This window comes from Mycobacterium cookii, assembly GCF_010727945.1.
In the GTDB taxonomy this organism is placed as follows: Bacteria; Actinomycetota; Actinomycetes; order Mycobacteriales; family Mycobacteriaceae; genus Mycobacterium; species Mycobacterium cookii.
Genome location: NZ_AP022569.1, coordinates 4,074,478 through 4,100,603 on the forward strand (window position 1 = coordinate 4,074,478; position 26,126 = coordinate 4,100,603).

A 26,126-nucleotide genomic window follows, 5' to 3' on the forward strand; every position below is an offset into this window, starting at 1 on the left:
CGACATTCCTTAGACGCTCCGGGATACGGGTGCGGAAAGGGTCGGGGCGGATGCCGTGGCAGCCGGGTCGGGTTCTTTCACACACACGTAGGCGTCCTGTACCCCCCAACAGAGTCCCTCATGGAACTTTGATAGCCGCAGCTCGGGGATGGAGGCCATGACATCCTGCTGCGGCAGCTTCAGTTGCTCGGGTAGCGGCGAGGAGATGTAGCTTTCCACGCCCAGGACGTCCTGGTTGAAGTTCACGGCGTCGCGGTGGATGTCGCAGGTCGCGCTGACGCTGTCGGGGAATACGTGCCGCATGTGCCTGGCGGTGCAGCCGTAGCCTGATGCGAAGTCCAGCAATCGGCGGGGCGCCCAATCCCATTGGGCAACTTCATAAACCTTCTGGACGTCCGTGATCATGGTCTTGGTCAGGTCGGCGGTGTAGCGGCCGAGCTGGAAATAGTCCTTCACGGCCCGCTCGCGGCCGCCATTGGCCGCCCATCGGCGATCTACGAAGTGAAAGATGAAGTCATTCTCGTGGATGGCGGGATTGACGCCCATGGCCTCGGCGAAGGCGAGGTTCTCGTCCGACAGCGGAATGAGCGGATCGCTAGTCGACCAGGTAACGCTCATGGATTTGTTCTCATCTGAAAGGCGTTAAACACGGATTGGCCAGGCTACCATCACGCTCACCGTTTCGCGGGCGTTCTTATGTGAGGCACCGGGCGTATTTCGCCGGCACTTTCTTGAATCAAGCCGCGGACTATAGAACGGCCAGTAACCTGTTTCGTACTATATGGCCAAGACTTGGAGGGGCTCAGGATGGAGCTTGATGCAGCGTACGAGGTCCGCACGCAAGGACCGCTCGATCTTCGGGTAGACGACCAGCTCGCTCTTGCCGACGTTATAGCGCCGAAATGGCCTGAGTTCTCAAAGTCATGGTCCCGCTTCACCAACCCAACGAACGGCGTTTTCGAGCTGGCCGACGGAGCGGTTTACTACTCGATGCTCACGATGCTTCGGCCGAAGCGCATCGTGGAGGTGGGGTCTGGATTTTCCTCCGCGATCGCTCTCGATGTGCGCGACCAGGAACTGCACGACCTGGAACTTACTTTTATCGATCCTAATCCCGCCCGCCTTTATAAGCTAATCAACGAAGATGACCATACCCGGATCACGGTACACACGGATCTCGTTCAAAACGTTCCTGTTGAATTGTTTGACGTCCTCGAAAAGAACGACATCTTATTTATCGACAGCACCCATGTGATCGGGAAGGGGAGTGATGTTAATTGGCTATTTTTTCATGTTCTGCCGCGGTTGAGGCCGGGCGTAATAGTACACTTCCACGATATTTTCTTCCCATTTGAATATCCTGATGCCTGGGCCGATTGGCCTTTTAACGAGATCTACTTGTTGCAGGCATTCCTGAGTTACAACAACGTGTTCCAGATCATGTTTTTCAATAATTGGTTTTGGCGGGAGCACAACGAGTTTGTCAGTCGGTACTTGCCTGAAGGCGCCAGAGCTAAACCGGGCAGCATTTGGCTACGGAAGGCGACGTCGTCTAGGCGGCAATCGCGTACACCGAAGCGGTCAACGCCACGCTGACGGCTTGGCGTATCAGGCATCGACTGGGCCCAGGCCGGGGCGGCATGGGCCCAGTGCCCGCCGGCGCGGAGTTTTCAGCGGAGCGCCCGCCGTCCTGAAGGACAACGTCGACGTCGCCGGGATGCCGAGGAAGCGGGGCACCGACGCGAGGACACCGCGCGGGCTGCTGATCTCGACAGCGAGTCACCCCGTACCTGGCCACCGGGATGGCAGTGATGGGCAAAACGCAGATGTCGATGGACGGATCCGGCGTCTCAGCCGAACACCGGAAACTCGGCTCGGTCCACCGACCACAGCAGGGGCGCGCCGTCGTCGGGCACCGGCGCCTTAATCGCCGCTGTCGCGCGGCCGGCCGATTGCCTGTGGATAAGGAAGTCAGGCGGCCGGATACCCCGTCATCTATCCGACTCCAAATCCGAAGTTAATAAATCGAATCTCTCGATGAACGGACAGAGTCGATTGCAAATATTTTCTGAATCGCATGGATACGGGCGATTTTCGAAAACTCGACGACTAATGGCCGAGCGAGATTGGGTGCCCGTCGGTGGTCGTTCTGCGGGTATTTATTTGGGTCACCGATTTAGATCTTTATAAACCGACAGATCATTATCTCGAATTCGATATTTGCGCCGACCGGTTGGGCCGTTTCCGCGATTTCATTGGAGCATCGCTTCCGTTTGCGGCCATTCCCTGGCTCACCTGTCGCCGCACTGCTGAGCCTTCTGAATTTTGTTCAAGGCCATAAACGTCAAGGAATCCCGCGACCATTGCCGCAAGAGACGGCGGTTCAGGGATCGCGCCGGAAAGGCGCTCCCAAAGGCCGCTTTCCGTAGAGGCTCTCCGGATAACTGCGGCCAGAGCGTAAGGGTCACCCCGGGTAAAGTGGAAGCCATCCACGTTGTCGGTGACGCGCTCTGCCAGAGCACCGACATCGGAACAGATAACTGGGCGGCGGAACGCCCAAGCCTCCGACACCACGAGACCAAAAGCCTCTTCCCAGAGGGAAGGCACAATGGACCAATCGACCCGCGCCATCCGGCTAGCCAGTTGATCGACCTGGTAGGGACCATTGCTTTGCACGATGCGCTCAGCAAAGGGAAGTTCATTCTCTTCGGCAAGAAAATCTTCGATTTCCTTCGCGAGCGCCGGGGTGGCATAGCGGAGGTTACTGCCGTTTAACTCAACCTTAAAGTCGGTGAAGCCCTGTTCCCGAAGGATTGCCACCGCGCGGAGTATGATCTGAATCCCCTTGATGTCGACCATCTGCCCAAAAAAGCCGAAGCGGTTCTTCGGGCCATCAGATACGACAAGTTGTTTTCCATGGGTGCAGTCTGCTTGACCGTTAGATACGTGGCGAATTTTCTCCGCGTCAATCCCCCAAGCCACGAAGCGATCAATCATGAAGCTGCTGGGGCAGGTAAAGACATCCACCTCCTGTAGGTGGCGCAGGAACCACATCTTCCGCAGCGAAAAATGTTCAGGCGGCTGGTCGGGAAAGCACTGATGACATCGTACAGAGGTAGCTTGCGAGCACAGCGATTGATCTGTCAACCGCACCATATGACCGTTTGCGTTGCAGATGGCAAGGAATTCGTGAAATGTGAAAACAAGCCGCGCACTGGGCAAAATTCGCCTAGTCAGGCTCAGCAAATCGATGCCGAAAGTCAGGAAATGATGAAAGTGAACGACATCGGGCCGAATGGTTTCGAGAAATTCGCAGTAGGCGTCAATGAGACGGACCGAGGAGGTCCGATGCCATGCACCGTTGTATTCTTGCGGTAGGAACAGGAACTCGTTGGGCCGTTGGTCGAAGCCAGTGATACACGCTCCGGATTTATAGAGCGCCGGGTATTCCATGTCGGTCGAAGCTAAAAGCACCGGTTCGATACCGGGCTCGTTCTGCAATCCTTGGAATAATTCATAGGCGATCTGCTGAGCGCCACCCCGCATCAGTTCGGGATGGTGGAGACTGATAACGAGAACTTTGGCGTTTCGACCCATTTTGGTCATTTCCTCCGCTTCAGAAGTTTTTACCAGTCAACGCTCAGCGGTGAGCCGGAGTCGAGAAAGCTTGTGGGGAAGGACCGTGGATGCTTTTCGTCACGATCTCGCCCCAGACTTTGGTGAAATACCATCGATTCACTAGACGTCCGCCTTCGAAAGCCGGACGGTGCGCCGACCCCTTGCCCTCGAAATGCACGAACGGCAGGTAATGGATCCACGCCGGCTTGCCGGCGTTAAAGCTCTTGAGGCAGAGGTCAGCATCCTCGTAATGTCCGTAGATGTATTCCGGCGAGAATCCCCCCAGCGACTCGAACCACTCGCGTTCGAAAGACATAAAAGCACCGCTGACGGCTGGAACCGGGCGTGAGACAAGATAAGGGTTCGTATGCGGCGGCGCTCCCTTGCCGTAGTGTTCCACTCTGAGCATCTCGCGGCGCGTAGCTTGCTGATCCCGAAAAGAGAATTCGACGTCGACTTCGAAATACATACCCCCATGCATCAACGACCCGTCATCGTAATACAAAGGCGCGCCAAACAGTGAAACTTGCTCTGGCGGTAGATCGTTCACTATCCGACTATGCTGCGACGGCCATTCTGGGTCCATAGGAAAAATGTCTGGATTCACTAACAAAAGGCGGCCGCTGCGCGCGGCATTGGCTGCAATGTTATTGGCGACGCCAAATCCTGCGTTGCCCGGCAGAAGAATTAGCGTAATCGGCATTCCATAGATCCGGTTCGCGATAGTAGCATCTTTGATCAGCAACTCTGTCAATTCGGGACTATTCGAGATATAGATGAATTCGTAGTCTTCGATGCCACGGCATTTCGAGAAGAGTGCGCACTGGATCATGAGCAGTTCCGGTTTGCCGAACAAGCACACGATGACTGATGCTTTCGGGCGAGCCGGCGCCTTGCCAATTTGAACCGTCTGTGCGCCCAGCGCCATCCGCTTGGAGACCTTGAGATTCAAGTCGATCAGCGAACGTCCCAATCCGGCGTCCAAGTAGAGAAAGCTCTCCACAAGATTCCGGACGGCTTGGGTCTTCGCCAGATGGTCAAGAGCAAGCTCTCTAAACTTTTCGTCGTCCACCGGACGGATGGGACACTTGAATGTCTTACGCTCGGCTCCTAACGAGAGGGTCACTTCGGCCGGCGCACTCATGGTTTCAGGCCTTTCGATCTCTACGATGGCCCAGAATGCGAGATTTCTTTCCTCTGGCAGGTTCAGATGGTTTGTGACATCTTTGCGCCGGTACCGATAGATTGCCGTCGTTGACCCCCGTAAACCAAGGGCGTTCCACAGCGTCAGCTTGCTGAATGGATCCTGTTCGTCGTCGTTTACCCAACCCCAGACCACGCATTGCCCGTCTTTACACGCGTAGATCCCATCTACGCAGGCTGCGGGAAATCCGGCTGTATCGGCGCGAAGGAGCGCCTCATAACGAGGGTCCGTAAGTCGGCCCTCGCGCCTACCATGAAATTGATAGTGGTGTAAGGCTGAACGAAGTTTTCCGGCCTTAATCGATCCTGCGACGTCCGGAAATGCTGCGAGATAGGCTGACTCATCAAAATCTTCCGGGGCATTATCGGAGGAAAGTGTCGCGCCAACTGCCCCGGCTCGATTCGAAGGCGCCGCTGCTGAGCCCACTTTCGGCGGACTCTGATCGGACGGAGCCTTCTTGCCGGCAGCCCCCACGGTGGTCATAACGCAGTTTCCGCCGGCGCGGTGAGCGACCTAGACGGAGTGGAGTGCTCAAGGAAATTCGGCCGTCGTATTGCCCTCGGCATAAGCACGGGACATCCGCCCCTTTCTTGTGAAGCACCGGTTCGGCCAACAGGTTATAAGGTGAGTCGGTTGCCGGTCGGCCATTTCGACAGATCCACCAGTTTGGTGGTTGGGCGAACCGGTCGCCGTCGCGGATGGCGCCGCTGGAATCGATTGCCGCATAACAGCCGTCGGCGGTGTCGAGCACATCGCCCAGGTCGCGGATTGGCGCGTCGACCATCGCCCTTGGGAAAATCCTGCTTGCTGTGTTGCGGCTGGCCGTAAAACCGTAATGGCCCGACCGAATGCGAGCGGATTATCACGTTGGGGGATCGGTGTTGACGAGCACCGCTGGGCCTCGGTGCCGCAGCGCGGAGCGGCCGGATTCGTCGCGCGGATCGTCGACTTGACCCCGACCTCGATCGAGGCAGCTGGACGCGCCTGCTTGACGTAGTGCTCGGTCGGCCAGGAACCGTGCCGGCCTCGTGGCCGGCCGCTCAGCCCGCCGACCTTCGCGCCAGCCGTGAAGGTCGGCGCTATGGACCGTTCACGTACCCGCTATCAAATTCTTTCCAGAAGAGCGAGCCTGCATCCGCCAACTATTTCCGCGCTTGCTCAGGTAGTCGCGAGTTTCACGGAGTTGCGGTGTAATCCTCATCCATGGTGTAGCCGAATTCCTTCATTTCGGTCTCGCAATGTTTGAGAAACGTCTCCTTCTGCTCGTCTGTCCAACCGGACTCGGCGAGCGAAGACGTTCTGGAGGCGCTTCCCGCTGCGCTCTCCTCCGGGCGTTGAGTGCTCATGGCCTCGCAGGCGGCTGGAACCGTGCTCTCGTACACCTGCAGAAATTCGCACAAACTTCGAGCGGTACGCTCCGGTTGCTGAATCATGTCGCGCTGCTCGACCTCGATAAAGCATTCCGGCGGCAGCAGCTGCCGAACTTTTCGCCACACGCGCATAGTCCCGGCCCAACCGGCACAGTGGTTTTCGAACGACTCACCGGGAAACTTTTTCACGCGCGAGATCACGTTTTCAATGCCGCGTCGCTTGGCGAACACAAAAACCGAGCCCGGCCACAGTTCCTTTATGGTCGGGCTCGCCAAAATCATTCCCGGATCCGGTGTCTTGTCGAACCACGGCTCTTCCTGATTCAGATCGTTCACCACCGTCCGGAACGTCTCGAAGAGTCTGTGCTTCAGATCGATCTTGTCGATGTTTCCAAGCATCACGCCCGGCTTGGGCGGCTCTGCAAACCGAACATAGTGTTGATCCACTATGGCTTCCCAATAGTGAATCAAGGAGAGAAAGTGCCCCTCCCCGAAACCGTGGTAGCCGATATGCCAAAGGACGTCGGCAAGCGCGCTCGTGCCGGAGCGCGGCGAGCCCACAATAAACACCGGAGATTGCATTGAACCAGTCCTTCCGTTTGCAGCCGTGCTAGCCACGAGTTTCCCGCGGCCAGACTGGGTCGATTCGAACCGGTTGCGGCCGGGCTGTCGCGCGCCCCGGCACCGGCGCCGCCGGTGGTGCGGGCGGCCACATGCTGGACATCGTAGCGGAACGACGCAATTTCACACATGGCAATTCGCGGTGGTCGGTAAGGCCGATAACTTTGGCCCAAGCGATCAGATCTGTTGCCGTCGCTGCGATTTCGGGTCAGACGAGTTGGTGGCCGTTGGAGTTGGTGAACCTCAGCTGCGCCGGGATGCGGGCGTTCCTTGCGCAGGGTCAGTCGGGTGCCCGTCGGCCATTTCGACAGATCCATAAATTAGATGGCTTCGGTGACCCAGTTGCCTTCGCACGATGGCAATGAGACGGAAGCTAGTAGTCAACGCGCTCGCTACGCTCAACCACTTCTCGTGTTACTGCTGGTATCGAGACCTTCCGGCGGACATTGGAGGAGGTGGCGTTGCAGGCGGCGCCTGTAGATGTAAGGAGAAGGAAAACAACACGGGCGTTTCAACCGTCCTGCTAACCTCTGATCTGGCTCGTGTTGCCCTGAGAAAAGGTCCGGAATGCTACCGACCGGTTTGTCCGCGGCAAAACTCCTAAAGCTGCCGGGGGAGGTCTCGCCCGCCTGGGCTATCTTCGATCCGTCTTGGTATCTGCGCGCCTATTCCGCCGCATGCGGCACACTTAGTGACACCAGCCCAACGGCGCTTCTTGACTTCTACCTGCAGGTTGGACAGGGGCAAGGGCATTCCCCCAACCGGTATTTCGACGAAGCTTGGTATCGGATGGAGTACCCGGAAGTCGTTCAGGGCATCCAGGATGCCAGATATCACTCCGGCTTCGATCAATACTGTCGCCAGGGCCACCGGACCCTTGCACCGCATTGGCTCTTCAAAGGCGAACAATATTATCGCGACCAGAATCCCGACCTAAGTGACGAGATACTCGACGCGGCCGATGTCGCCAATAGTTATGATCACTTCCTCCGCTTGGGCGCGCTGGCTAACCGCCGGGCACATCCATTCTTCGATTCAGCCTCTTACCAGGCCGAGCTTGATCCAGATGCGGCCCGGGAGTGCGTGAATGCAGGGCCTTTCCACCACTTCCTCGACCAGATCGAAAGTGGCCAATGCGAGCTGCGTACTTCGCAGTACTTTGACCCCGCCTGGTATATGCAAAGGTATCCTGAAGTTGCGTCCGCTATCGAACGGGGTGACTGGCGGTGCTCATTGCATCATTATCTCACCAACGATATGCCGACGAAATTTGATCCATCGCCGGAATTCTCCGAAGAACGCTATTTGCGGAGCTATCCTGACATTGCGGCAGCCGTGTATCGCGGCCGTTTTCGGAATGGCTATGCCCACTTCATCCAAATCGGTTTGGCGGAGGGTCGTTTGGCCGAAGCTGCCAGCGAACCGGCTCGGGGCGAATCCGAGCGCAATACGAATGATCTGATCGACCGTTTGGAGATAAAACCATCGTCTGTCAGCGCGACTCCGCGACTAGACGAGTATCAAGGAACCCTTGACCTGTGCACGGGTACGCGCGTGGCGGGATGGGCGGTGAAGAACGGCATGCCCGCCGAGCTAGAGGTCATGGTCAACGATCGGACGATTGCCAGGATCGGTTGCCGTTGGCGCCGACCTGACCTAGTGCCGCACGGACTGCCCATCAACGCAGGTTTCGAATTCGTCTTCGATGCGCCCATCGCCCCGTTCGACAAGGTTTCGGTCCGATTTCCCGGCGGGCCGGAGCTTACAAATTCGCCGAACAGCCCGCTTCGGGTCGAGACATCTGAGACAAAGCAAACGGATGAAGGTTGCGTCGTTCTTGTCCTCGGAATGGAACAAAGCGGCACCGCATTCTGCGCGAACCTGTTGGGCCTCTTAGGCTTTCATTTCGGCACGGGCGACCCGTCGACGTCCGATGACGAACGCTCCCGGTGGACCAGCGCCGACCTCCTGACGTTCCATGATCGCCTTTTGAGCGAACTGGAGATTGCGCACTGCGACCTCGGCGAAATACCTGATCTCCCAACAGAATCTTGGGCCGAAGACCCGGTGCGCGCCATACGCGAAGAGATGGTGGAATGGCTGCGCGAGGAACTCATCAGAAATCGGCACTTCGGCTTTTATGATCCAAGGGCGGTCTGGCTGCTGCCCAACTGGGACGAGATTTGTGCAGAACTCGGCGTCAAGGTTCGATATATGCTCTGCGTGCGCGAACCGGCCCAGGTGGCGCAGTCTTTGGAAGCGCTAGGCCTGGTTGATCTCCGCGGAGCCGAGTATCGCTGGATGGTACACACCGCGCAGCTTGTGTCTCTTCTGGGGGACAGAGAAGTTTGCATTGTCCCGCACCAGGGCTGGCAGCAGAACGAGGACAACGCCAATATGCTCAGGATCGCGGCTGCGTTGGGCCTGGAGCGGATGGCGGCGAATTCGCTTGTCGCACAGTTGACTAAGCAAACCTTCGATCTCGGTCTGTGGGAAATCAGCGATCAGCCGGCCGCGACGGCGGGCAGGATCGCACAAGATCTACATGACCGAATAGTTGGCTGCGCGCAGGCTGGCTGTCTTGATCAGAGCGTGCGGTCCGTCGCTGGCGACATCCTTGAATTCGCCGCTTTCGTGCAGCCAATGCTGTCGACTTTCGGGAGAGGCGGCATCAGATCCGCATCTGGTGCGACGACAACGTCAGTGCCGGCCCGGATCTCAGCCTCCGAGACTCAGCTGGCTGAAGGTCTCGCCAGCACTATCCGCCACTACTCGGACGAACTGCAGATAATTCTCGGTCAAATCGGTCAACACGTGCAGGCGCCCGCCGCGCCGGCAGGTACTCAAACCGAGGAAGACGCACGGTCTGATATTCCGGCGAAAACAATTGATGCCGGCCGAGCTGGCGACCTCGAAGCGCAGCTGATGCTCAAAAATCGACTTTTCCAGAAGTTCGGGCTGCGCAAGGGTTTTGAGCTCTACAGCAGTCTTATGGTGCTGCCGGAAGCCAGCGAGATCGTGCAGATGCCGCTACTCAACCTGTGGACGATCGCAGCAAAGGAGGCAAGTGTCTTCCAAGACGTTTCGATGTCCTGCACACCTGCGATCCGCCTTGCCTGCCTGAAAGACGTCAGGGTGCGTGGTCGCTCCGCTCTCGTCGAGTTCGGCGGCACGATGCTGTACGACTTCGATCCGGACGTGTCCCCGCCCGATGACTGGGTCGCCACGGACCCAGGGGTGTTCCATGCGACGTCGGAAAGTGTCTATGCAACCCTGCCCAAATCCGAGGCCAACGTGCTCGAGCTGGACGAGGCGTTTCATTTGGTTGGCCCCGGCAGCGGCGACCTTCGGCGTTGGACGTGGGAGTATCTGCCCCAATTTGTGGCCGGGTCGACTTCGGATTCAATAGCACGCGTCCCCGTGCTGGTCGATGGGGGCCTGGGCGTGACTCAACGCCAGATGCTCCAGTTGCTCCTAACCGACGATCAGGAGATTGTGCCGCTGCACGACTTTGCCAGCGCACACGTCGCCCGTCTCTGGTGCGCGTCGACGCCGATTCACATGCCGCCATTCGAGCACCGGAATGCAGACGTCGAATGGGAGCATCCAAAGTCACCATCAACGCCGCTGCTGGCGACGCTGCAAGAGATGGTGCGCAGGATCGAGCCGCGGATCTCGAAGAGCAACTACGAACGGGTCTACCTCGCCGCCCCTGCGGGAGGTCCAGGGAGGATGGTTGATAGCCATATCATCGAAGCCGTGGCCCAAGCCCGGGGCTTCGCGATCGTCCGCCCTGAGCGGTTGGACTTCGTGGAGTTGGCATCCTTAATACGGCACGCCCGGCACATCGTCGGCCAGGAATCACCTGCGCTCTGGCTCACCTTCTTTGCCAAGCCGGGGGCGAAGGTCTGCGTGCTGAGCCATCCCGAGAATGCGCGAATTGGATTGCTTTTGAGTTCGCTTAGTGCACTAGGCATCGATACCTCGGTGTTGACGGGTACTAGCTGCTTTGTCGACGCCCGGTATCCGCAGCTTCGCGGGTACGAGATAGACGAAATCGCCTTCGCTAAATTTGTCCATGAATGGCTGCGGGACGGCATAAAGTGAAAATCGGCGCCAATCTGAGCGTCGTGGACGAGGTCGAGTTAATCGAACAGGCCATTCACCACCTGCGCGCCATCGGAGTCGATCTCATCATCGCCTGCGACCTCGGCTCGAGCGACGGCACCTACGAAATCATGGAGCGCTATCGCTCTGACGACGATTTTTGGTTGTTTCGTTTAAAGGAGGAGAGCGACCAGTACGACGCCGACTGGATCCGCGCCAACATCGCCCTGGCGAAGAGCGCCGGGATGGACTGGGTGCTGTTTCTCGACGCTGATGAGTTTTGGATTCCACGGGAAGGATCACTCAAAGCCTCGCCGCTGCTAGATGCGTTTGACGTTCTCTCGGTCGACCGGTTCAATGTTCCGCTCGGTGTAGACGGGCCGATGATGCCAAGCCGGCTGGCGCCTGAGAGCTACGAGGAGCTGCTCGTCATTGCGAAGCCCGTCGAGGACCCTCAAGCCCATCTGAGGCGGAACTCAGGTGATGCTTGGATCCGGATGTGGCAGGATCCGAAGGTCATGTTTCGGCCGGAGCGGATTATTAGCCTGGATGTCGCAGCGCATGATGCGTTTGCCTGCGACAAGATGCCATTGCGACGCACGCGACCAAGCGATTTAGTAGTCATCCATCTGCCATTCACAACGCAGAAGCGGTTTGCACGCAAGGTCGACAATATCCGTCGCGTCTTACGGGACAAGGCCATCGACGACGACAACGACGCGCCTGCGTGGCACTGGCGACGTTGGGTGGCAATGGCTCAGCAGGGGCGAATCAACGAAGAATTCGAAGCTTCCAGATTCAGCGAATCCGTGATAGCTGATTGCAGGGCTGAGGGCACGATCCGCTCCGTCGCGGAGCTGTTCCGGGAGCGATCCGCATGATCGCAGCGTGGCTCGGAGGTGCTTGGAGCGTGCAATTGGCCCACCGCTTGATTGCGTTCCGCCGCGCCCAACCTGGCGGCGGTCTGATCCGCAATTCATGAGACGAGCCAGCGACCCTGCTGCCGGGGAAGGGCGATCCGGCCCCGCGGAAGTGGTGCCGGTGCTTCGCCCGCGCCTGCCCAGCACAGATCGCCTTATTCCCTACCTGCGCCGAATCGATGCTGCGCGTGTGTACACGAATCACGGCCCGCTCGCGACCACGTTAGCCAGAGGCCTCGCCGAATGCTTGTCATTGCCGCAGGGCGGAGTTGCGTGCGCAAGTTCGGGCACCACGGCGTTGGTCGGCGCGATCCTTGCTGTGGCCGGTCCTGCACTGAAGGAACGGCCATTGGCGCTGGTCCCGGCCTTTACCTTCGTTGCGACGGCCGCTGCGGCAGAACTGGCTGGCTACCGCAGCTGGATCGCTGACGTCGATCCAGAGACCTGGATGCTCGACCCGGAACGGCTACTGCAGCATCCCGATCTGGACAGGGTCGGGGTCGTCGTGCCAGTCGCGCCGTTTGGTCGCCCTGTGCCGCAGGCCCCTTGGCTAGAATTTCGCAGGCGTACGGGTATCGCGGTGGCTATCGATGGCGCAGCAAGCTTCGACCGCGTTGCGAGCGCCCCGGAACGCCTGCTTGACGAAATTCCAGTGGCGTTGAGCTTTCACGCGACCAAGGCGTTCGCCACAGGCGAGGGTGGATGCGTCCTTACTACCGACGCTGACCTCACACGTCGCGTCACTCGCGTCTTGAATTTCGGTTTCTACGGTGCGCGCGTTGCGGAATCGGCTGGCTTGAACGGCAAGATGAGCGAATATCACGCGGCAGTCGGTTTGGCTGAGCTGGATGAGTGGCATGTTAAGGAAGCAGCGTTAGTGGCTGTCATCGACGCGTACCGTCGCGGCATGGCGCGGGTAGGCCTGTCGGACTTCTTCATCGCCGCCCCGGAGATCGGCCTCAGCTACGTGCTATTTCGTTGCCGCAGTCCGGAGGAGGCGGAACAGGTGCAGACAGAGCTGGACCAACAGGCGATCGACACGCGATTGTGGTACGGCGCAGGTCTGCACCGGCAGACCTATTTTGCCGACCGGCCTCGCGACCCGCTGCCGGTGACGGAAAACATCTCGCCTTGCCTTGTGGGGCTGCCTATTGCGCCCGACCTGTCCGAATCGCACATCGAACGCGTCATCGCAGCTTTAGCTGCCGCCGCTATGCGAAATCAAGGGTGACGGCATTCCGCGCTGATCAGAGCAGCTCATAAAATGCCGAACTTAATCGAATTGCTGCATGATATGGGAATGCCATTTCCAGCCACTGGGATCGCCGCGCCATCTGATTCCGAGCGCGTGGTTGGCCGGCTATCAACTGCTCAACACTTACACTCCGCCTTCGGGGATAGAAATCGATGATCAAGCGCAAGACGATTGCCGGCCTCATCCGCGACGCCCAACCGCACGCCGAAGCGCTGCGCTCCCGTGTCTGACGAAATGCGGCTCGGAATCATGCAGCCGTACTTCTTCCCTCACCTCGCTCATTTCGCATTAATCGACCACGTCGATCGTTGGGTGGTAATGGACATGACGCAGTACACACCCAAGACATGGATGAACCGCAACCGAGTCTTACACCCGTCCGAAGGGCCCATGTACCTGACGGTTCCGGTGCACGGTAGCTCGTTCCACAAGCTCACACGCGAAATTGCCCTGCACGACCCCGACGCAGCCCTGCGGTCCATCACGGGCAAACTCCAGCACTATCGCCGAGTGGCGCCATACTCTCGGCAGGTTGTTGAACTGGTCGAGCGGGCGTTCTCGGAGCGCTCGGATGACTCGCTTGTGGCGCTGGACTCTGCAGCTCTTCGGGTCACATGCGAGTACTTGTCAATCGACTTCAACTTTGCGATCTGCTCGGAGCTCGGGCTGGACTTGTCCGGCATCGAGCACACCTGGCAGTGGTCTCTGCGGATTTCGCAGCAACTTGGCGCCACCGAGTACCTGAACCCGGTCGGGGGAGCCGCGTTATTCCGACCAGCTGAGATGGAGGCCGCCGGTATCCGTCTTCGATTACTGGACTTGGCGCCCATGACCTACCGTGTGGCTGCGCCTTTTACGTTCGTTCCATCGCTGTCCGTTCTCGACGTGCTGATGTGGAACGACCCGAAAGACGTGACCGCTTACATCAGGCACCAATCGCATATCGTGCGGCCAGAGGACGTCCGTGCGTGAGCGGCCCAGACATTGTTCACCAGTTCGAAGGCACTTCATTAAGCCGTGGCAGTGGCTCCTTACGGACAAGCGTCGCAGCTTCCCATAGTCCGTAGTCAAGCCGAAAAGTAACGTGCCTGCTGAGATCGCGTTTGCAGAAAGCCATGATCTCGTCGAGAGGCCAATGAAATAGATCATCGCGTTGCCAGTCAACATGTTTCGACATCGAGTTAAAGGCGAGTCCCATTTTCACCGATGGCCATGCCGCCTTCAGCGTGTCCTGTGCAAGTGCGCGGGTTTCGTCATATGTGTTACCGTGTTTGCCTGTAAAAACTCCGCAGACAATGCAATAATCGAACTCGTCTTTCTCATACGGCTTATCGCGGATATCACGCTGATCGAAGCGATGCTTTGGCCATCGCCGCCGCGCCTCTTTAAGTATCGGATCAACCAGGTCAACCCCTGTATAATGGACGCGATCCAAAAGCGAGTTCGCGGTCAGATATTCAAGTAGAAGTCCAAGACCGCAACCAACGTCGAGCAATCGTAGCGGCTCGTCCTTCGAGTAGTCGCTGAAGTCGATAGGGGAAAGTAGTACTGCATACCTCGCAGCGAGGTCGGATGGCTTTGCGGGCCACCGAAGGGCATCGAGGTCACCGCCAATTGCGGCATCGAGCGGTAGGTAAATGTCTGACAGTCGCTTGACATCCTTGCGCATCAATTGATCCTTAGGCTTGACGTAAGTCCCGAACCGATTGAGCGTGCCCTCGGTCACCCATCTCGCAACGCTTTACGCCTGGCCCGGCATACCTAGTATGCAGAGCACTTCGTCCAGGCTGGCGGTGCGCAGCCGGGCGGCAGGCGGTCGCCCCGGGTCGGGGTCAATCTTCTCCACGCCGACGGCCCGATCCAGCCGTGCGGTGTCGAACATCGCCGGGCCGGTGGCCATCATCGCGGTCAGCAGGTAGCGGCCGGTGTCGGATGTCCGGCGTATCGCCTGCTCGGCGGCGCTGGCGCCGGTGAGCTTGACCGCGTCGGCGAAGTTGATGCCGACCTGAAACACCTCTGGTTCGGCGTCGAGTACCGCGGTGAGGCGGGTGATGAGGTTCTCAGGGGCGAAGAACCGCCAACCTTCGCCCAGGTGCAGCCACAACCGTCCGTCGACCCTGGCGCGCAGCTGTGCGAGCTGGGCGGCGGGCTTGTCCTTGAGAACGGAACGGGCGAACTTGATAAACCCGTAGCGCCGCAACAGCTTCGCGCGGTCGGAGTCCGACAGGCCGGTGTCGAGCACAAGGAAGCGCTTCACCCGTGACGCATCGAGGCAGCAGTTCAGGAACGAGTTGATGGTGTGCTCGGTGGTCTGGAGGTCCTGTCCGGCGACCAGGCTTACGGTGACGTCGGCCGCACCGGGGCCGGCAATCAGGGATTGCACCAGGGTGTCGGGGTACGGTGCGGCGGCCTCGATCATGGCTGGCACCGAAAAGTCGCGGTTGGTCGCGATCCGTTGCCGATCAGGGTCGGGGATGTCGGGGCGGGCCAGCAGGCGCCGGCACAGCTCAAAAGCCTCGCCGTGCTTACCGATCCAGAATGCGCAAGTCGCCTGCTCATCGGTTGCGCGCCAGGCGTAGATCTCTGCGAAGTATCCGAGGACAAACAGGTCGTCGTCGGGAAACGGGATCTCGGCGGCCCACTGGGCGAACAGGTAACCGCGCCGGTAGCGCTGCATGGCGCGACACCGAAAGGCGATGGCATACAACGCCTCAGCGCGGGTCGGGCGAAACTCCCACGCCTTGAGGTAGGCCTCCTGGACATCCGGCCACGGCTCACCGAGTTCCACCATTGACTCGGCGAGCCGGTACATCGCCCAGTAGACCTCCTCGTCGCTGCCCCCCATCGCGACCCGATGCGCATACCATTTTCGCGCGTCGACGAAATCGCCCATTTGGAAAGACGTTTCGGCGAGGAAGAAGACCGACCGTGCATCCTCGGGATTGCGTTTGACCTTGGCCAGCCACAGATCGCGGTCGGGCGCAAATTTATGCTTGAACAGTTGGCGCTCGCGGAGCTGATGATCTGCGAGCTGGTCTTTGCCGTCGGGTCGCACATCGCCTTTGCGGCGCACGTCGCTGCGCGGGTCGTCTGGCGCAGCGGTCTCATGGGTGACACCCTTGAGGCCTGCCAGCGCGCGGTGCAAAATGTCGGCCTGGCTGCGAGCGGAGAAAGCTTGGTAGCCCCGTTCGGCGAGCTCGCGTCGCGCACGCTCGTCGCCGAGGAGCTCCACACAGCGGTCGACCAGTTCGCCGTAATCCGCGAACGCGACGCCGGCCTCCACGTCGCGCTCCAATGTCGGATCGTCGCCGCGCTCTGAGACCACTGCGCGTCTATTGGCGAGCAGATAGGAAACACGGGTGATTTCAAAGATTTTCGCTTGCCAGTAGTGGATGTTGAGAACGATCTTCGAGCGTGCGATCCAGGCGTCGCGACTTGCGCCGTAGACGCCCGATAGCCATTTGACGCGAAGACCTCGGTCGTGCAGGTCCTTGAGAATGGCGTATCGGCGCTCGTAGGACGCGCCGTAGAACAGGACGTCGATGTCCTCGGGGGCTGGGGAGATTCGGGTCAGCTCGGGGACGTATCCGATTGGAACGTAGGTGGGCCGGGGCAGTCCTAGGGCAGCGAGCCGCTCGATGTTGGCTTGACTGTAATCCCACGTCGGGTAGCGCCGGAAAAGATCGGAGAACGCCGGCAACGTCATCGAGGGCAAGTCGTCACCCAATTGCTCGAGGTTATAGAAGATCGGGTTTTTCGGCGGCTCCAAGCCGTGCCGAATGAGGAGGTTTCCGCCGAGCACGATGGTGCGGCGGTCGTCGAGATCGAGACGGTTGGTCAGCACCGAGTCATGGCCAAGTGCCAAAAGGGTACGGTGCAATCCCTCCGCAACTTCGTCAAATGCCTTGCTGTGCTGAAAATTCGGAGGCGACGCAATCGCGACGGCGAAGCGCATGGGAGCAGAGTACAGCTTGGGCCGCTGTCAACCGACGAAATCACCCGCTAGGACTGCGATTGGTGACGCGACGTGCCGGGTCCGCACACCTTGACCCGACGACGCAACTGCAAGCCCGGCACGGCGCGGCGACGGTCAACTTCGACGACAATCGGCCGGGCTGACGTCACTACGCTTCCTCGCCGACGGTCACAACCTACTGATCGCGGAGCCATTCGGAACGGGAAAACGTTCCTGGCCAACGCTTTAAGGCATCATGCAGGTTCAGTAGAGGCTGAACACCTCGGTCAGGCGGTCGGGTTCCTCGCAGAGCGCAGCCGAGTCGGTCATTTCGAGTTCCTCCCATAACGACCGCAGTCGGTATTCGTCCATAACGGTTGCGGCGTGCTCATCGATGATGTCGTAGTAGCGATCGTCTAAAACGTGCGATGCAGGGTCGACGCGGGTGATGGCGACCAGGCCGGTCGGCGGGCAGTCCAGCACATGTAGCCGCAGATCCGGGCGGTACTTTTTCAGGATCGGCAGCAACTTCCAAACATCACCCGTCCAAAAGGGAGCAGTTTCCGTCTCCGAGGGACCGCCCGGCAACCACTGCCGCAATGCCATCCGCGGATTCAAAGGCACGCAATCATGCAGGAGGATCAGTGAGCGGGGATGACAGGCAGCCTCGGTCCCGATCAGATCGCGTAGCAGGAATTCGAACCGGTGCATGCCATCCAAGAAGACCATGTCCACTGGCCGTCCCAGCAACTCCCGCACGTTTTCGGTCGCAAAGAAGGTGTCCGACGACATCTGGAAGAAGAACGTGCGCTTGCGGTCGCCAGTGGCGTTACCGTCAAGCTGGAACTGAGGGTCCACCGCGATCGCATCGCAACCCGCGAGCGCCAGCGAAGACCCCGTCTCTGTGCCGACCTCCAAGTATGTGCGCGGCGTCAGATGGGTGTGCAATGCGCGAAGGAAGTCGAGGTACGGCACACCGAGCATGCGGAACGAGTTGGCCGCATCGTCAAAGCCGTGCACTGGGCCCGCTCCCCGTTGTCTTGATTGCCTTCCGCGTATGTTCGCGATCTCGTGTCGGCGACCATCCTGGAAGACAACCCTTACCCCAACGGTGAAATCGGGTGCGAGTCCGACCGTTCCGACCGCCTTCGCGAACCCCACTGGTGACGAACTGCTGCCATACACTTCGGCTACGTCGGGCCGCGAAACATTTAGCTCGCAGCTTGCGAGCACACTTTGCTCGTGGACGAACTCCACCTCGGCTACAGGTGCCTTGCTTACGACCCAGCCGTTGACCTCGAACGCGTCTGCATCGACCGGACCGGGTCGCGGGTAGTCGAGGTAAGCAGCGGTGATCAGGTCATCGCTGGGGCACACCGTGACCCCGGATATCTCCACCGCCATGGGGCGATCCCATCCTCCTCGCCGAGGGCTGCCGCTACATCCACGGCGATACGCTGCACCGGCAACACCGTCGCCGCGTCCCCTGCCGCTGTAACGCCCTATGCGACAACATCTCTCCTGGCATGTCACCATCTCAGGAATCCTGGTGTCAAGACGTAAGCTGGCGTTAGTCGCGAAGGTCAAGCGCCGCGCTACCTGGCCCGCCTCGATGCGGATTTCTGCGCAGATCGCCGAATGGCCAGTGCGGTCGACCACCAGCGGGTAGAAGGACCGGTCACTAGACCTTGCCGGTGTTCTAGGTCGGGGTTCCGACGCTTACTTTGTGAACCGCTTGCTGCCTACGTATTTCGGCAGCACCGCGTCGAGAAAACAATTCAGGATGTCGACGCCACGCTGGTCGGCGGCGCGGTCCATGTGAACCTTGCAGTAGATGTAGTAAGGCACCGCAAGCGAATTCGTGAAGCAGGGCATGTCGCCGCGGACGAAAACGTATCCTCTCCGATCGACAGCGTCGAGTGCGGGCGCAATCGATGCGGCTCTGGGACTTTCAGACTCCGGTGACGCACCGAATCTCGTCGAGCGTCTCCTGGACAACGGGTGCCACGTTCTAAGTCCACGGGTCTGGCAGATCGCCGGGCGGGCGGGCCCGCTTATCAGGCGCGCCACGATTTACTCAGATGAAGTCGACTGGCCTGGGTCGCGGCTTGGCCCCAGCGAATCTCCATCCCTTATGCGGCCATGCCTGAATCGTTAGCTCGCGAGCTCGGCCGCTTGCTTCGAATTTCTATGTGTCGCCGAGGCAGCATTTCACATCAGGAGGGCCTGAATCGGTGTAGAGCAACCTCGCGCCCACTGCACTCCCGCGTGAGTCGCCCGCAGAACGACTCCGACTTTCAAACGCATTTTCGAATCTAAAAATAATGTTCGGAGCTCGCACCTAACACACACCGAGCCATTCGGCAACCCCTCACTACCGCCTGATATCGGAGCCTGGGCAAAACCGGCCTTGACCAGGTTCGGGACCGCAAAGGTTCGGGTTGTCAGAAAATCTTTCCGATTTTTTGGAGATTTCTCTTCCCTGATCGGCGCGCAAGGGTTACCTTAGCGACACCTGAGAAGATCTAAGTCGTACGAGGTGGGGTATGGCTTGTTGTAGCAGTCATTCGCGGTATGTAAGTGCGTTCCGACGCAGTCGAACCAACGGTCTCGCCGCGGTTGCTTACCCGTTCATGTTGAATGAAATCACGCTATTGAGCACCACGTACGCAGACGAGCGGATCAATTTTCGTTCCGAAGTGGGCCTGCAGGCGCATCTGGATTCCCGGAGTTTTTTGCGCAACCCGACGCGTAAGGCGCTTCAGCGCCGCCTAAGTGCAGCCTAAGAAAACTCACAAAGCACACAGGACTTGTTCGAAGGATAAGTGATGGCACAACATCGGCGTTCGAAGAAGCAAGACCCTCAATCGCGTAGAGGCGCCAAGGGCAGTCTTATCGCCCTTAGCAGTGCGGCCGGCACGTTCATAACCCTCAGCCTGTCGCCGCTGATGCCCATCCCCGTGGCAAAGGCTGACGGCGAAGACATCATCATCGATCAAATCCTCAATTCCCTCTCCGCGGTGGACCCCACGGCGGCTTTGGACTTGAGTAGCTGGCTCTCCAGCCTCGACGCCGCATTGCAGGGTGCGGCAAACTTCGATCCGTCGAGTCTCGACTCCGCATTGAATGCCGCTACAAGCGTCGATCCGTCGAGTCTCGACACCGCGTTGAATGCCGCTACAAGCCTCGATCCGTCGAGTATCGACTCCGGGATGACTGCGGCTACAGCCTTCGATCCGTCGAATATCGACTCCGGGTTGGCTGCGGCCTCCGGCGCCGATCCGTCGAGTGTGGTGGCCGATCCGTCGAGTTTGGCGGCCGATCCGGCGAGTGCGGCACCCGATCCGGCGTCCTCGTCATCGTTTGCCGACTGGTATGGCCAGCTCTACGAGGCTAATCACACCTGGGACCAGGAGTGGATAGCGGGCACAACCTTCCTTGGTCACCTCACCGTTCAGTGGGATAACGCGCTGAACACGTTCTGGGGTGATATCGGCGGCCAGGGCATGTTGATCGGCAACGGTGCCGATGGCGTTGACGGCGGCAGTCTGGCAGAGGCCACTGGTCAGGCTGGTGGTCTGTGGTTCGGCGACGGTGGCACTGGCGGCACCGACGCTGCCGGCGTTGGTGGCGCCGGCGGTCTCGCGTACGACGGCAACGGCGGTGATGGCGGTGCCGGCGCTCTCGGCGGCGCTGGCGGTGCCGGTGGGGACACCTTCTACGGCTTCGCCGGCAATGGCGGTGACGGCGGCAACGCCGTGGCAATCGGCGCTGAAGGCGGCAACGGCGGTGCGGGCGGTAACGCGGACGGGTTCTTCTTCGGCAACGGTGGCGCCGGAGGACAAGGTGGGGAAGGTGCCGTCGGCACCCCGGGAACCGACGGTACCCTCCCAGGAGAGGTGGGCGGCCCCGGCGGCCCCGGCGGTGACGGCGGGGCCGGTGGTGCAGGCGGCAACGGCGCGTTCCTGATCGGCAACGGCGGCCCCGGCGGCCCCGGCGGCGCCGGTGGCCCCGGCGGCCCCGGCGGCGCCGGTAGCCCCGACCCTGGCCTCGGTGGCCTCGGTGGGCACGGTGGGCACGGTGGTCCAGGCGGCCTCGGCGGCCATGGCGGGATCTTCGGCGCCGACGGTACGCACGGCCCGAACGGCCCGAACGGCCCGAACGGCCCGAACGGCCCGAACGGCCCCCCGGGCGGCCCCTCCGGCTAACCTATTGGCACTTGTCCACAAGATTCGACCGGCTCGAACGGGCCGGTCGAATCTTGTATTAGCAGCTAGAGGAATCCCAGGCTGCGCCGACCGGCTCCAACTGAAGGTGTGGGGTCGGTCTCCAATGTCGTGGATAGCAGCTCGAAGTAGATATCACGGAAATCGGTAGTGCCCTTGAGATCTCCGTTGTCGAGATCGGTGAGGCTAGGTTCCTCACCGTAGAAGCCACCTTTGACCGGACCGCCGGCGACGAACACCGGTCCGGCGGTACCGTGGTCGGTGCCTCCTGCGCCGTTGGCTTTCACCCGCCGTCCGAATTCTGAATACGCCATCAGGACGACGCTTTTGCCGTATTTGTCGCCGGCCATCTGCTTGAGGAACGGGGTGACGGCCTGGTCGAGCTTTTGCAAGAGCGGTTGCTGGACGCCGCGCTCCACGATGTGGGTGTCGAATCCACCGAGTTGCACCGAATACACCCGGGTGGGTACCGCCGCCTTGACGGCTGCCGCGACCATGCCCAGCTGTCCGGCCAGCGATCGGGGTTTCATCGCGGGGGGTTTGATCGAGCGGAACGTCGTATCGGTAATGCGGGTCGCACGGTAGGCCTCGCAGACTGACGCCATCGCGGGTGTGTCGCCGGGGTCGTCTGCACCGAGGGCGTCCATGGTCTCGGCGAATCTCACCGCCGACTCCATCTCCTTCGACGTGGATAGCGCCGCGGCCGTTGACTTTTCGCCGACCGCCAAGGGCGGCAGCACCGGTCCGATGTTGACGGCACGCAGCGGGTCGGTGCCGGTGACATCCAGCCATCGGCCGATCCAACCGGACGGTACAGGTTCGGACGGGGACGCCGTCTGCCAGATGTCCATCGACCGGAAATGACTGTGATCCGGCTTCGGATAGCTCACGCCGCGCACGATCGCCAGCTTCCGGTCCTTCCATACCTGCTCGAGGCCCTTCAGCGCGGGATTGAGACCCAGCTGGTCGTCCAAATGCAGGACATCGCTCGGGGCATAGGCCAGTTGGGGGCGTAGATCGTGGTAAGCGTTGTCGGCGTAGGGGATTACGGTATTGAGGCCGTCGTTGCCGCCGTAGAGCGTGACAATCACCAGCACGCCGCTTCCCTCCGCGAGGGGTCGCTCCTGAGCCGCGTGCATCAGGTCTGGCCAGCTGCAACTCACCGCGCCCGAGAGCAAGCCGGCGGCGCCGGCGCTGGCGGCCAGAAACTTACGGCGACTCAAATCGGGCATCGGCAGTCCCTATGACGTCAGGTATTCGGGAGTGTTGACCGCGGCGGCGACGAGCTGAACGGGTCGGCGCACCAACGGCTTTAATGCAGTGACGGTTCGGTCGGACCAAGACCCGATCCCGATCAAATAGCCCACCGCATCGATCCGGTCACCGGCGGATGCGTCTTCGACGGGGGAGGCATCGCCGGCGCGGACCAGCTGGATTGCGGCACGCATCCGCACGTCGGCGCTGGCGGTCGACATCCACGCTCGGCCATGCGGCCAACCACCGACATCGGGCGGATAAAACGGCCGCTGGCCGAGCGCCTTGAGGGTGTTGTCCACCATCGTGATTCGGGCTTGAGGGTCGAGCGAAACTTTCAGCGTCCGGACGACTCCAACGAGCCATTCGATCGGCGTGTTGACGATCGCGGCGCGGCTATTGACGAATTCGTCGTCGGTCAGGATGGCTCTGGTCAGCGCGCGCAGATCGCGGCCGGGGCCGTAGGCGGTGATCAGGCGGTCCATTGCCTGCGGCGACGGTGGGTTGTCGGAAGCCAACTGGCGCCACAGCCGGCCCGCGACGTATTGCGGTGATTTCGGTTGAGCCAGCACAATGTCGCAAAAACCCGCGGCGTCAAAGTTCTGGGTGACTCCGAAGATGGTCTTGGGTGTGCGATCGTGACGCGCCGGCGCGAAAGCGGTGTTGCCGGTCAGCCGAATCTCCCACCCGGTCAACGCGCGAGCCCCGGCCCGCACGTCGTCTTCGGTGTAGCCGTCACCGTGGCCGAGGGCGAACAACTCCATGAATTCACGAGCGAGGTTCTCGTTGATGGCATCGGCGGTGTTCTTGTGCCCATCGAGCCAACGCAGCATCGCTGCGTCGGTCAGCATGGCGTAAGCAAGTCCGCGAAAATCGCCCAGCGACAGACTGCGCAGTTTCTGGTTCTGCGCCGCCATCTCCCACGGGAACAGCACTTTCTTGGCGGACGTGGCAAAGTGGTTGTGCCACAACAATGTCAGCTTTTCGTGAATCGGTTCGTGTACGGCTGCCATGCGCCGCAACCACCACTGCGAAAGCCCCGTCATCAATCCGAACAGCTCATGGTTGAACTCTTTGCGTACCTCGGCCGACGCGTGCTTGCCGGGGCGGCGGGAGCTGGTCAGCGACGGCATCGGTGTCCGCACCGCACCGGGGTCCGCCTCAGGATCTGCAGCCAGGGCGGCGTCGACGTAAGCCGGCCAATCCTTGCCGGCGACCGCATCGACCTGCGCACCGGTCACGCCGAAGCCGGCGCGGCGCAGCATTCGGGCAGTGGTGATCCACCGGTCTGACTGGCCAGCCACGGCCACATTTTGCCGAGGCTTGCTTGCGATCTTCTTGCGACCAGTCAGAACGTGCTGGTCGGGCGTACGCGGTTGGCCATGTCGACCAGTGTGTAGCGGTGTGCCTGGGTGGGCGCGGCGCGAGCCAAACCGCGCAGCGACGCCTCGACACCGAGTCGCAGCCCGTGCTCGGTGAACGGGAAGCCAAGGATGTGGTTGGTGCTGGCTTCGTGTTCGCCGAGCCAGTCCAATGCGCTGCCCAACACCAGCGCGCGAATCTGCAGCACCCGCGGTTCGGTCGGCGGCAGCGCCTCCACGCGGCGCGCGGCGTCGCGGATCTGCTCTTCGGTGATCTCGCTGGCCGACCGGCCGGACAGCAGCGTCACCGCGCTGGTGAGACGTGCCGTGGTGAAATGCCTTGAGGTAGCAGGGACTTCGTCGAGCGTGCGCACCGCGCCGGCGCGATCGCCTTCGACCGACTGCGCCCTGGCCAGACCGAAGGCCGCCGAGATCACCCCGTCGTCGGTCTTCCACACCTCTTCGTAATACATGTGTTCGTCGGAACTGCCAGCCAATTCGGCCGTCGCGGCCAACGCCATCTTGGGCGCCAACTCCCCGGGGAAGGTGTCCAAGACCTCGCTGAAATGCTTGCTGGCCAAGGCGTAGTCGCCGGTGAGTAGTTCGGCGACCGCGCGGTACCAGACCAGCCGCCAGAGCCAGCCGACCCGGTCGGCCAGGTCGTCGAGTTTGCGGGTGGCCTTGGCGACGTCGCCGAGGTCGAGCAAGGCCCGCACCTCCATCAGCGGCAGCTCGATGGATTCCGACAAGTCGATATCGTCGGAATCCATTGCGCCATGGCGAAATGCACGCAGCGAATCCAACGTCTGCACCGGCTGCGACAGCACCGTCGCCTGCAGCAGCGGAGCCGCGACATCGGCCGGATCGACCAGCGGAACCTGCAGCGCGGTGACGATCTCCTTGGCGGTCAGCTTCTCGGCATGCACATGGCCGTCCAGGTACACGTCGGTATGTGCGACCAACAGGTCTTCGCCGAAAGTCGAACGGCTGCGGGAGAATATCGTCGACAATCCCGGACGCCGTACGCCGGTGTCCTGGGACACAACCTCGCGCAGCACACCCGAGAGCTGACCGGACATCTCCTCGGCGCTGGCAAATCGCCGCCGTGGATCCGGATCGATGGCGCGGCGCAACAATCGGCCGAACGAGTCATATTTGGCCAGCACCGGATCGTCTTCGGGAAGTCCGTCGACATAGCGACCACCGCGGGCACGCAACTTCAACGTCAACGCCGCCAATGTGCGGCCGACCGTATAGATGTCGGTGGCGACCGTCGGGCCGGTCCGCACGATCTCCGGCGCCTGGTACCCCGGTGTGCCGTAGAGGTAGCCGAAGGAGTTGATCCGCGACACCGCTCCCAGGTCGATCAACTTCAGCTGCTCTTCGGTGAGCATGATGTTCTCCGGCTTGAGGTCGTTGTAGACCAGGCCGATGGAATGCAGATAGCTCAGCGCCGGAAGAATTTCCAGCACGTACGCGATCGCCTCGGCGACGGGTAGTTTGTCGCCCTTGCGGCGTTTGAGCGATTGCCCACCGACGTATTCCATGACGATGTAGCCGACGGGTTCGCCGTGACTGTCGGTGTGCTCGACGAAGTTGAAGATCTGCACGATCGACGGGTGCACGACCTCGGCGAGGAACCGTCGCTCCGCCATCGCAATCGCCTGGGCTTCAGCATCACCGGAATGCACCAGGCCTTTGAGCACCACCGGACGATCGTTGACGTTGCGGTCCAGAGCCAGATACACCCAGCCCAGCCCGCCGTGTGCGATGCAGCCCTTGATCACGTACTGGCCGGCGACGATGTCCCCCGGATTCAGCTGCGGCAGGAACGAAAACGGACTTCCGCAGTGTGGACACCAGCCCTCTGAGAGCGCCTTGCCCTCGTTGTTGGCTCGGCCCACCGGCCGACCGCAGTTCCAGCAGAACCGTTTCGATTCCGGTACAACCGGATTCGGCATCAACGCTTCGAGCGGATCGATGTCGGGAACCCGTGGAATCTCGACCAACCCACCGCCCAGCCGACGTACCGGCGCGCGTGTTGCCGACTTCACCCGCTCCGGCGGCTTGATGTCGCCGATGTGTATCGGCAAGTGGTCGTCGTCATCATCGTCGTCGAAATCGGGCCGGAAGATCGCCTGGGTCGCCAACGGGCGACTCTGTGCTGACGAGTCGACCATCCCATCGACGGACTCGGTGCCAGGAGCGACGTCGTCGGCGTCCTGGTTCAGTGGT

Annotated in this window: 17 protein-coding genes; 6 read left to right on the forward strand and 11 right to left on the reverse strand. The window is 60.6% G+C overall.

What is annotated here, in order from left to right:
- Window positions 1-9 precede the first annotated feature (9 nt).
- Window positions 10-618: a hypothetical protein gene (locus G6N27_RS19090; protein ID WP_163779056.1), complete on the reverse strand. Its 609-nt coding sequence runs from the start codon at window positions 616-618 to the stop codon at window positions 10-12.
- Between the two features lie 189 nt (window positions 619-807).
- On the opposite strand from G6N27_RS19090, the gene G6N27_RS19095 reads away from it, so the two are divergent.
- Complete coding sequence (locus G6N27_RS19095; protein WP_163779060.1) at window positions 808-1,596, forward strand: class I SAM-dependent methyltransferase; 789 nt, start codon at window positions 808-810, stop codon at window positions 1,594-1,596.
- Between the two features lie 606 nt (window positions 1,597-2,202).
- Here G6N27_RS19095 and G6N27_RS19100 read toward each other — a convergent pair.
- The 3 genes from G6N27_RS19100 to G6N27_RS19110 form a co-directional block, all read right to left on the reverse strand.
- Window positions 2,203-3,606, reverse strand: a complete 1,404-nt coding sequence (locus G6N27_RS19100; protein ID WP_163779063.1) for a glycosyltransferase — start codon at window positions 3,604-3,606, stop codon at window positions 2,203-2,205.
- Between the two features lie 34 nt (window positions 3,607-3,640).
- The gene (locus tag G6N27_RS19105; RefSeq protein WP_163779066.1) at window positions 3,641-5,305 is read right to left on the reverse strand and encodes a glycosyltransferase family 2 protein; all 1,665 of its coding nucleotides are present in this window, start codon (window positions 5,303-5,305) and stop codon (window positions 3,641-3,643) included.
- A 692-nt stretch (window positions 5,306-5,997) separates the two neighbouring features.
- The gene (locus G6N27_RS19110) at window positions 5,998-6,774 is read right to left on the reverse strand and encodes a sulfotransferase family protein (RefSeq protein ID WP_163779069.1); all 777 of its coding nucleotides are present in this window, start codon (window positions 6,772-6,774) and stop codon (window positions 5,998-6,000) included.
- A 606-nt stretch (window positions 6,775-7,380) separates the two neighbouring features.
- Here G6N27_RS19110 and G6N27_RS19115 point away from each other — a divergent pair.
- The 4 genes from G6N27_RS19115 to G6N27_RS19130 all read left to right on the forward strand — a co-directional run bounded on the left by G6N27_RS19115 (window position 7,381) and on the right by G6N27_RS19130 (window position 14,067).
- Window positions 7,381-10,920 (forward strand): glycosyltransferase 61 family protein, encoded by a 3,540-nt coding sequence (locus tag G6N27_RS19115; RefSeq protein ID WP_163779072.1) that lies wholly within the window; start codon window positions 7,381-7,383, stop codon window positions 10,918-10,920.
- Entirely contained in the window at window positions 10,917-11,801 is an 885-nt protein-coding gene (locus G6N27_RS19120; RefSeq protein ID WP_163779075.1) for a glycosyltransferase family 2 protein, read from the forward strand. Before G6N27_RS19115 ends, G6N27_RS19120 begins: the two co-directional genes overlap by 4 nt.
- A 97-nt stretch (window positions 11,802-11,898) precedes the next feature.
- On the forward strand, window positions 11,899-13,071 hold the full coding sequence (locus G6N27_RS19125; protein ID WP_264072623.1) for a DegT/DnrJ/EryC1/StrS family aminotransferase: 1,173 nt from the start codon (window positions 11,899-11,901) through the stop codon (window positions 13,069-13,071).
- Between the two features lie 246 nt (window positions 13,072-13,317).
- Window positions 13,318-14,067 carry a WbqC family protein gene (locus tag G6N27_RS19130; protein ID WP_163779083.1) on the forward strand — a complete coding sequence of 250 codons (750 nt, stop codon included), beginning with the start codon at window positions 13,318-13,320 and terminating at the stop codon, window positions 14,065-14,067.
- Between the two features lie 16 nt (window positions 14,068-14,083).
- Here G6N27_RS19130 and G6N27_RS19135 read toward each other — a convergent pair whose 3' ends face one another.
- The 4 genes from G6N27_RS19135 to G6N27_RS25565 form a co-directional block, all read right to left on the reverse strand.
- On the reverse strand, window positions 14,084-14,764 hold the full coding sequence (locus G6N27_RS19135) for a class I SAM-dependent methyltransferase (RefSeq protein ID WP_163779086.1): 681 nt from the start codon (window positions 14,762-14,764) through the stop codon (window positions 14,084-14,086).
- 72 nt (window positions 14,765-14,836) lie between these two features.
- Window positions 14,837-16,960, reverse strand: a complete 2,124-nt coding sequence (locus G6N27_RS19140) for a tol-pal system YbgF family protein (RefSeq protein ID WP_163779089.1) — start codon at window positions 16,958-16,960, stop codon at window positions 14,837-14,839.
- 354 nt (window positions 16,961-17,314) lie between these two features.
- Window positions 17,315-18,709 carry a class I SAM-dependent methyltransferase gene (locus G6N27_RS19145; protein WP_163779092.1) on the reverse strand — a complete coding sequence of 465 codons (1,395 nt, stop codon included), beginning with the start codon at window positions 18,707-18,709 and terminating at the stop codon, window positions 17,315-17,317.
- 60 nt (window positions 18,710-18,769) lie between these two features.
- Window positions 18,770-18,898, reverse strand: a complete 129-nt coding sequence (locus G6N27_RS25565) for a hypothetical protein (protein ID WP_269474228.1) — start codon at window positions 18,896-18,898, stop codon at window positions 18,770-18,772.
- A gap of 1,100 nt (window positions 18,899-19,998) precedes the next feature.
- On the opposite strand from G6N27_RS25565, the gene G6N27_RS19150 reads away from it, so the two are divergent.
- Complete coding sequence (locus G6N27_RS19150) at window positions 19,999-21,258, forward strand: hypothetical protein (RefSeq protein ID WP_163779095.1); 1,260 nt, start codon at window positions 19,999-20,001, stop codon at window positions 21,256-21,258.
- A 65-nt stretch (window positions 21,259-21,323) separates the two neighbouring features.
- On the opposite strand, the gene G6N27_RS19155 is transcribed toward G6N27_RS19150, so the two are convergent.
- From G6N27_RS19155 to G6N27_RS19165, 3 genes are read right to left on the reverse strand one after another with little or no spacing between them, the layout of a single operon-like run.
- Complete coding sequence (locus G6N27_RS19155; protein WP_163779098.1) at window positions 21,324-22,508, reverse strand: DUF1501 domain-containing protein; 1,185 nt, start codon at window positions 22,506-22,508, stop codon at window positions 21,324-21,326.
- Window positions 22,509-22,517: 9 nt separating this feature from the next.
- Window positions 22,518-23,834, reverse strand: a complete 1,317-nt coding sequence (locus G6N27_RS19160; protein WP_232064687.1) for a DUF1800 domain-containing protein — start codon at window positions 23,832-23,834, stop codon at window positions 22,518-22,520.
- 44 nt (window positions 23,835-23,878) lie between these two features.
- Window positions 23,879-26,071 carry a serine/threonine-protein kinase PknG gene (locus tag G6N27_RS19165; protein ID WP_232065133.1) on the reverse strand — a complete coding sequence of 731 codons (2,193 nt, stop codon included), beginning with the start codon at window positions 26,069-26,071 and terminating at the stop codon, window positions 23,879-23,881.
- Window positions 26,072-26,126: the final 55 nt, after the last annotated feature.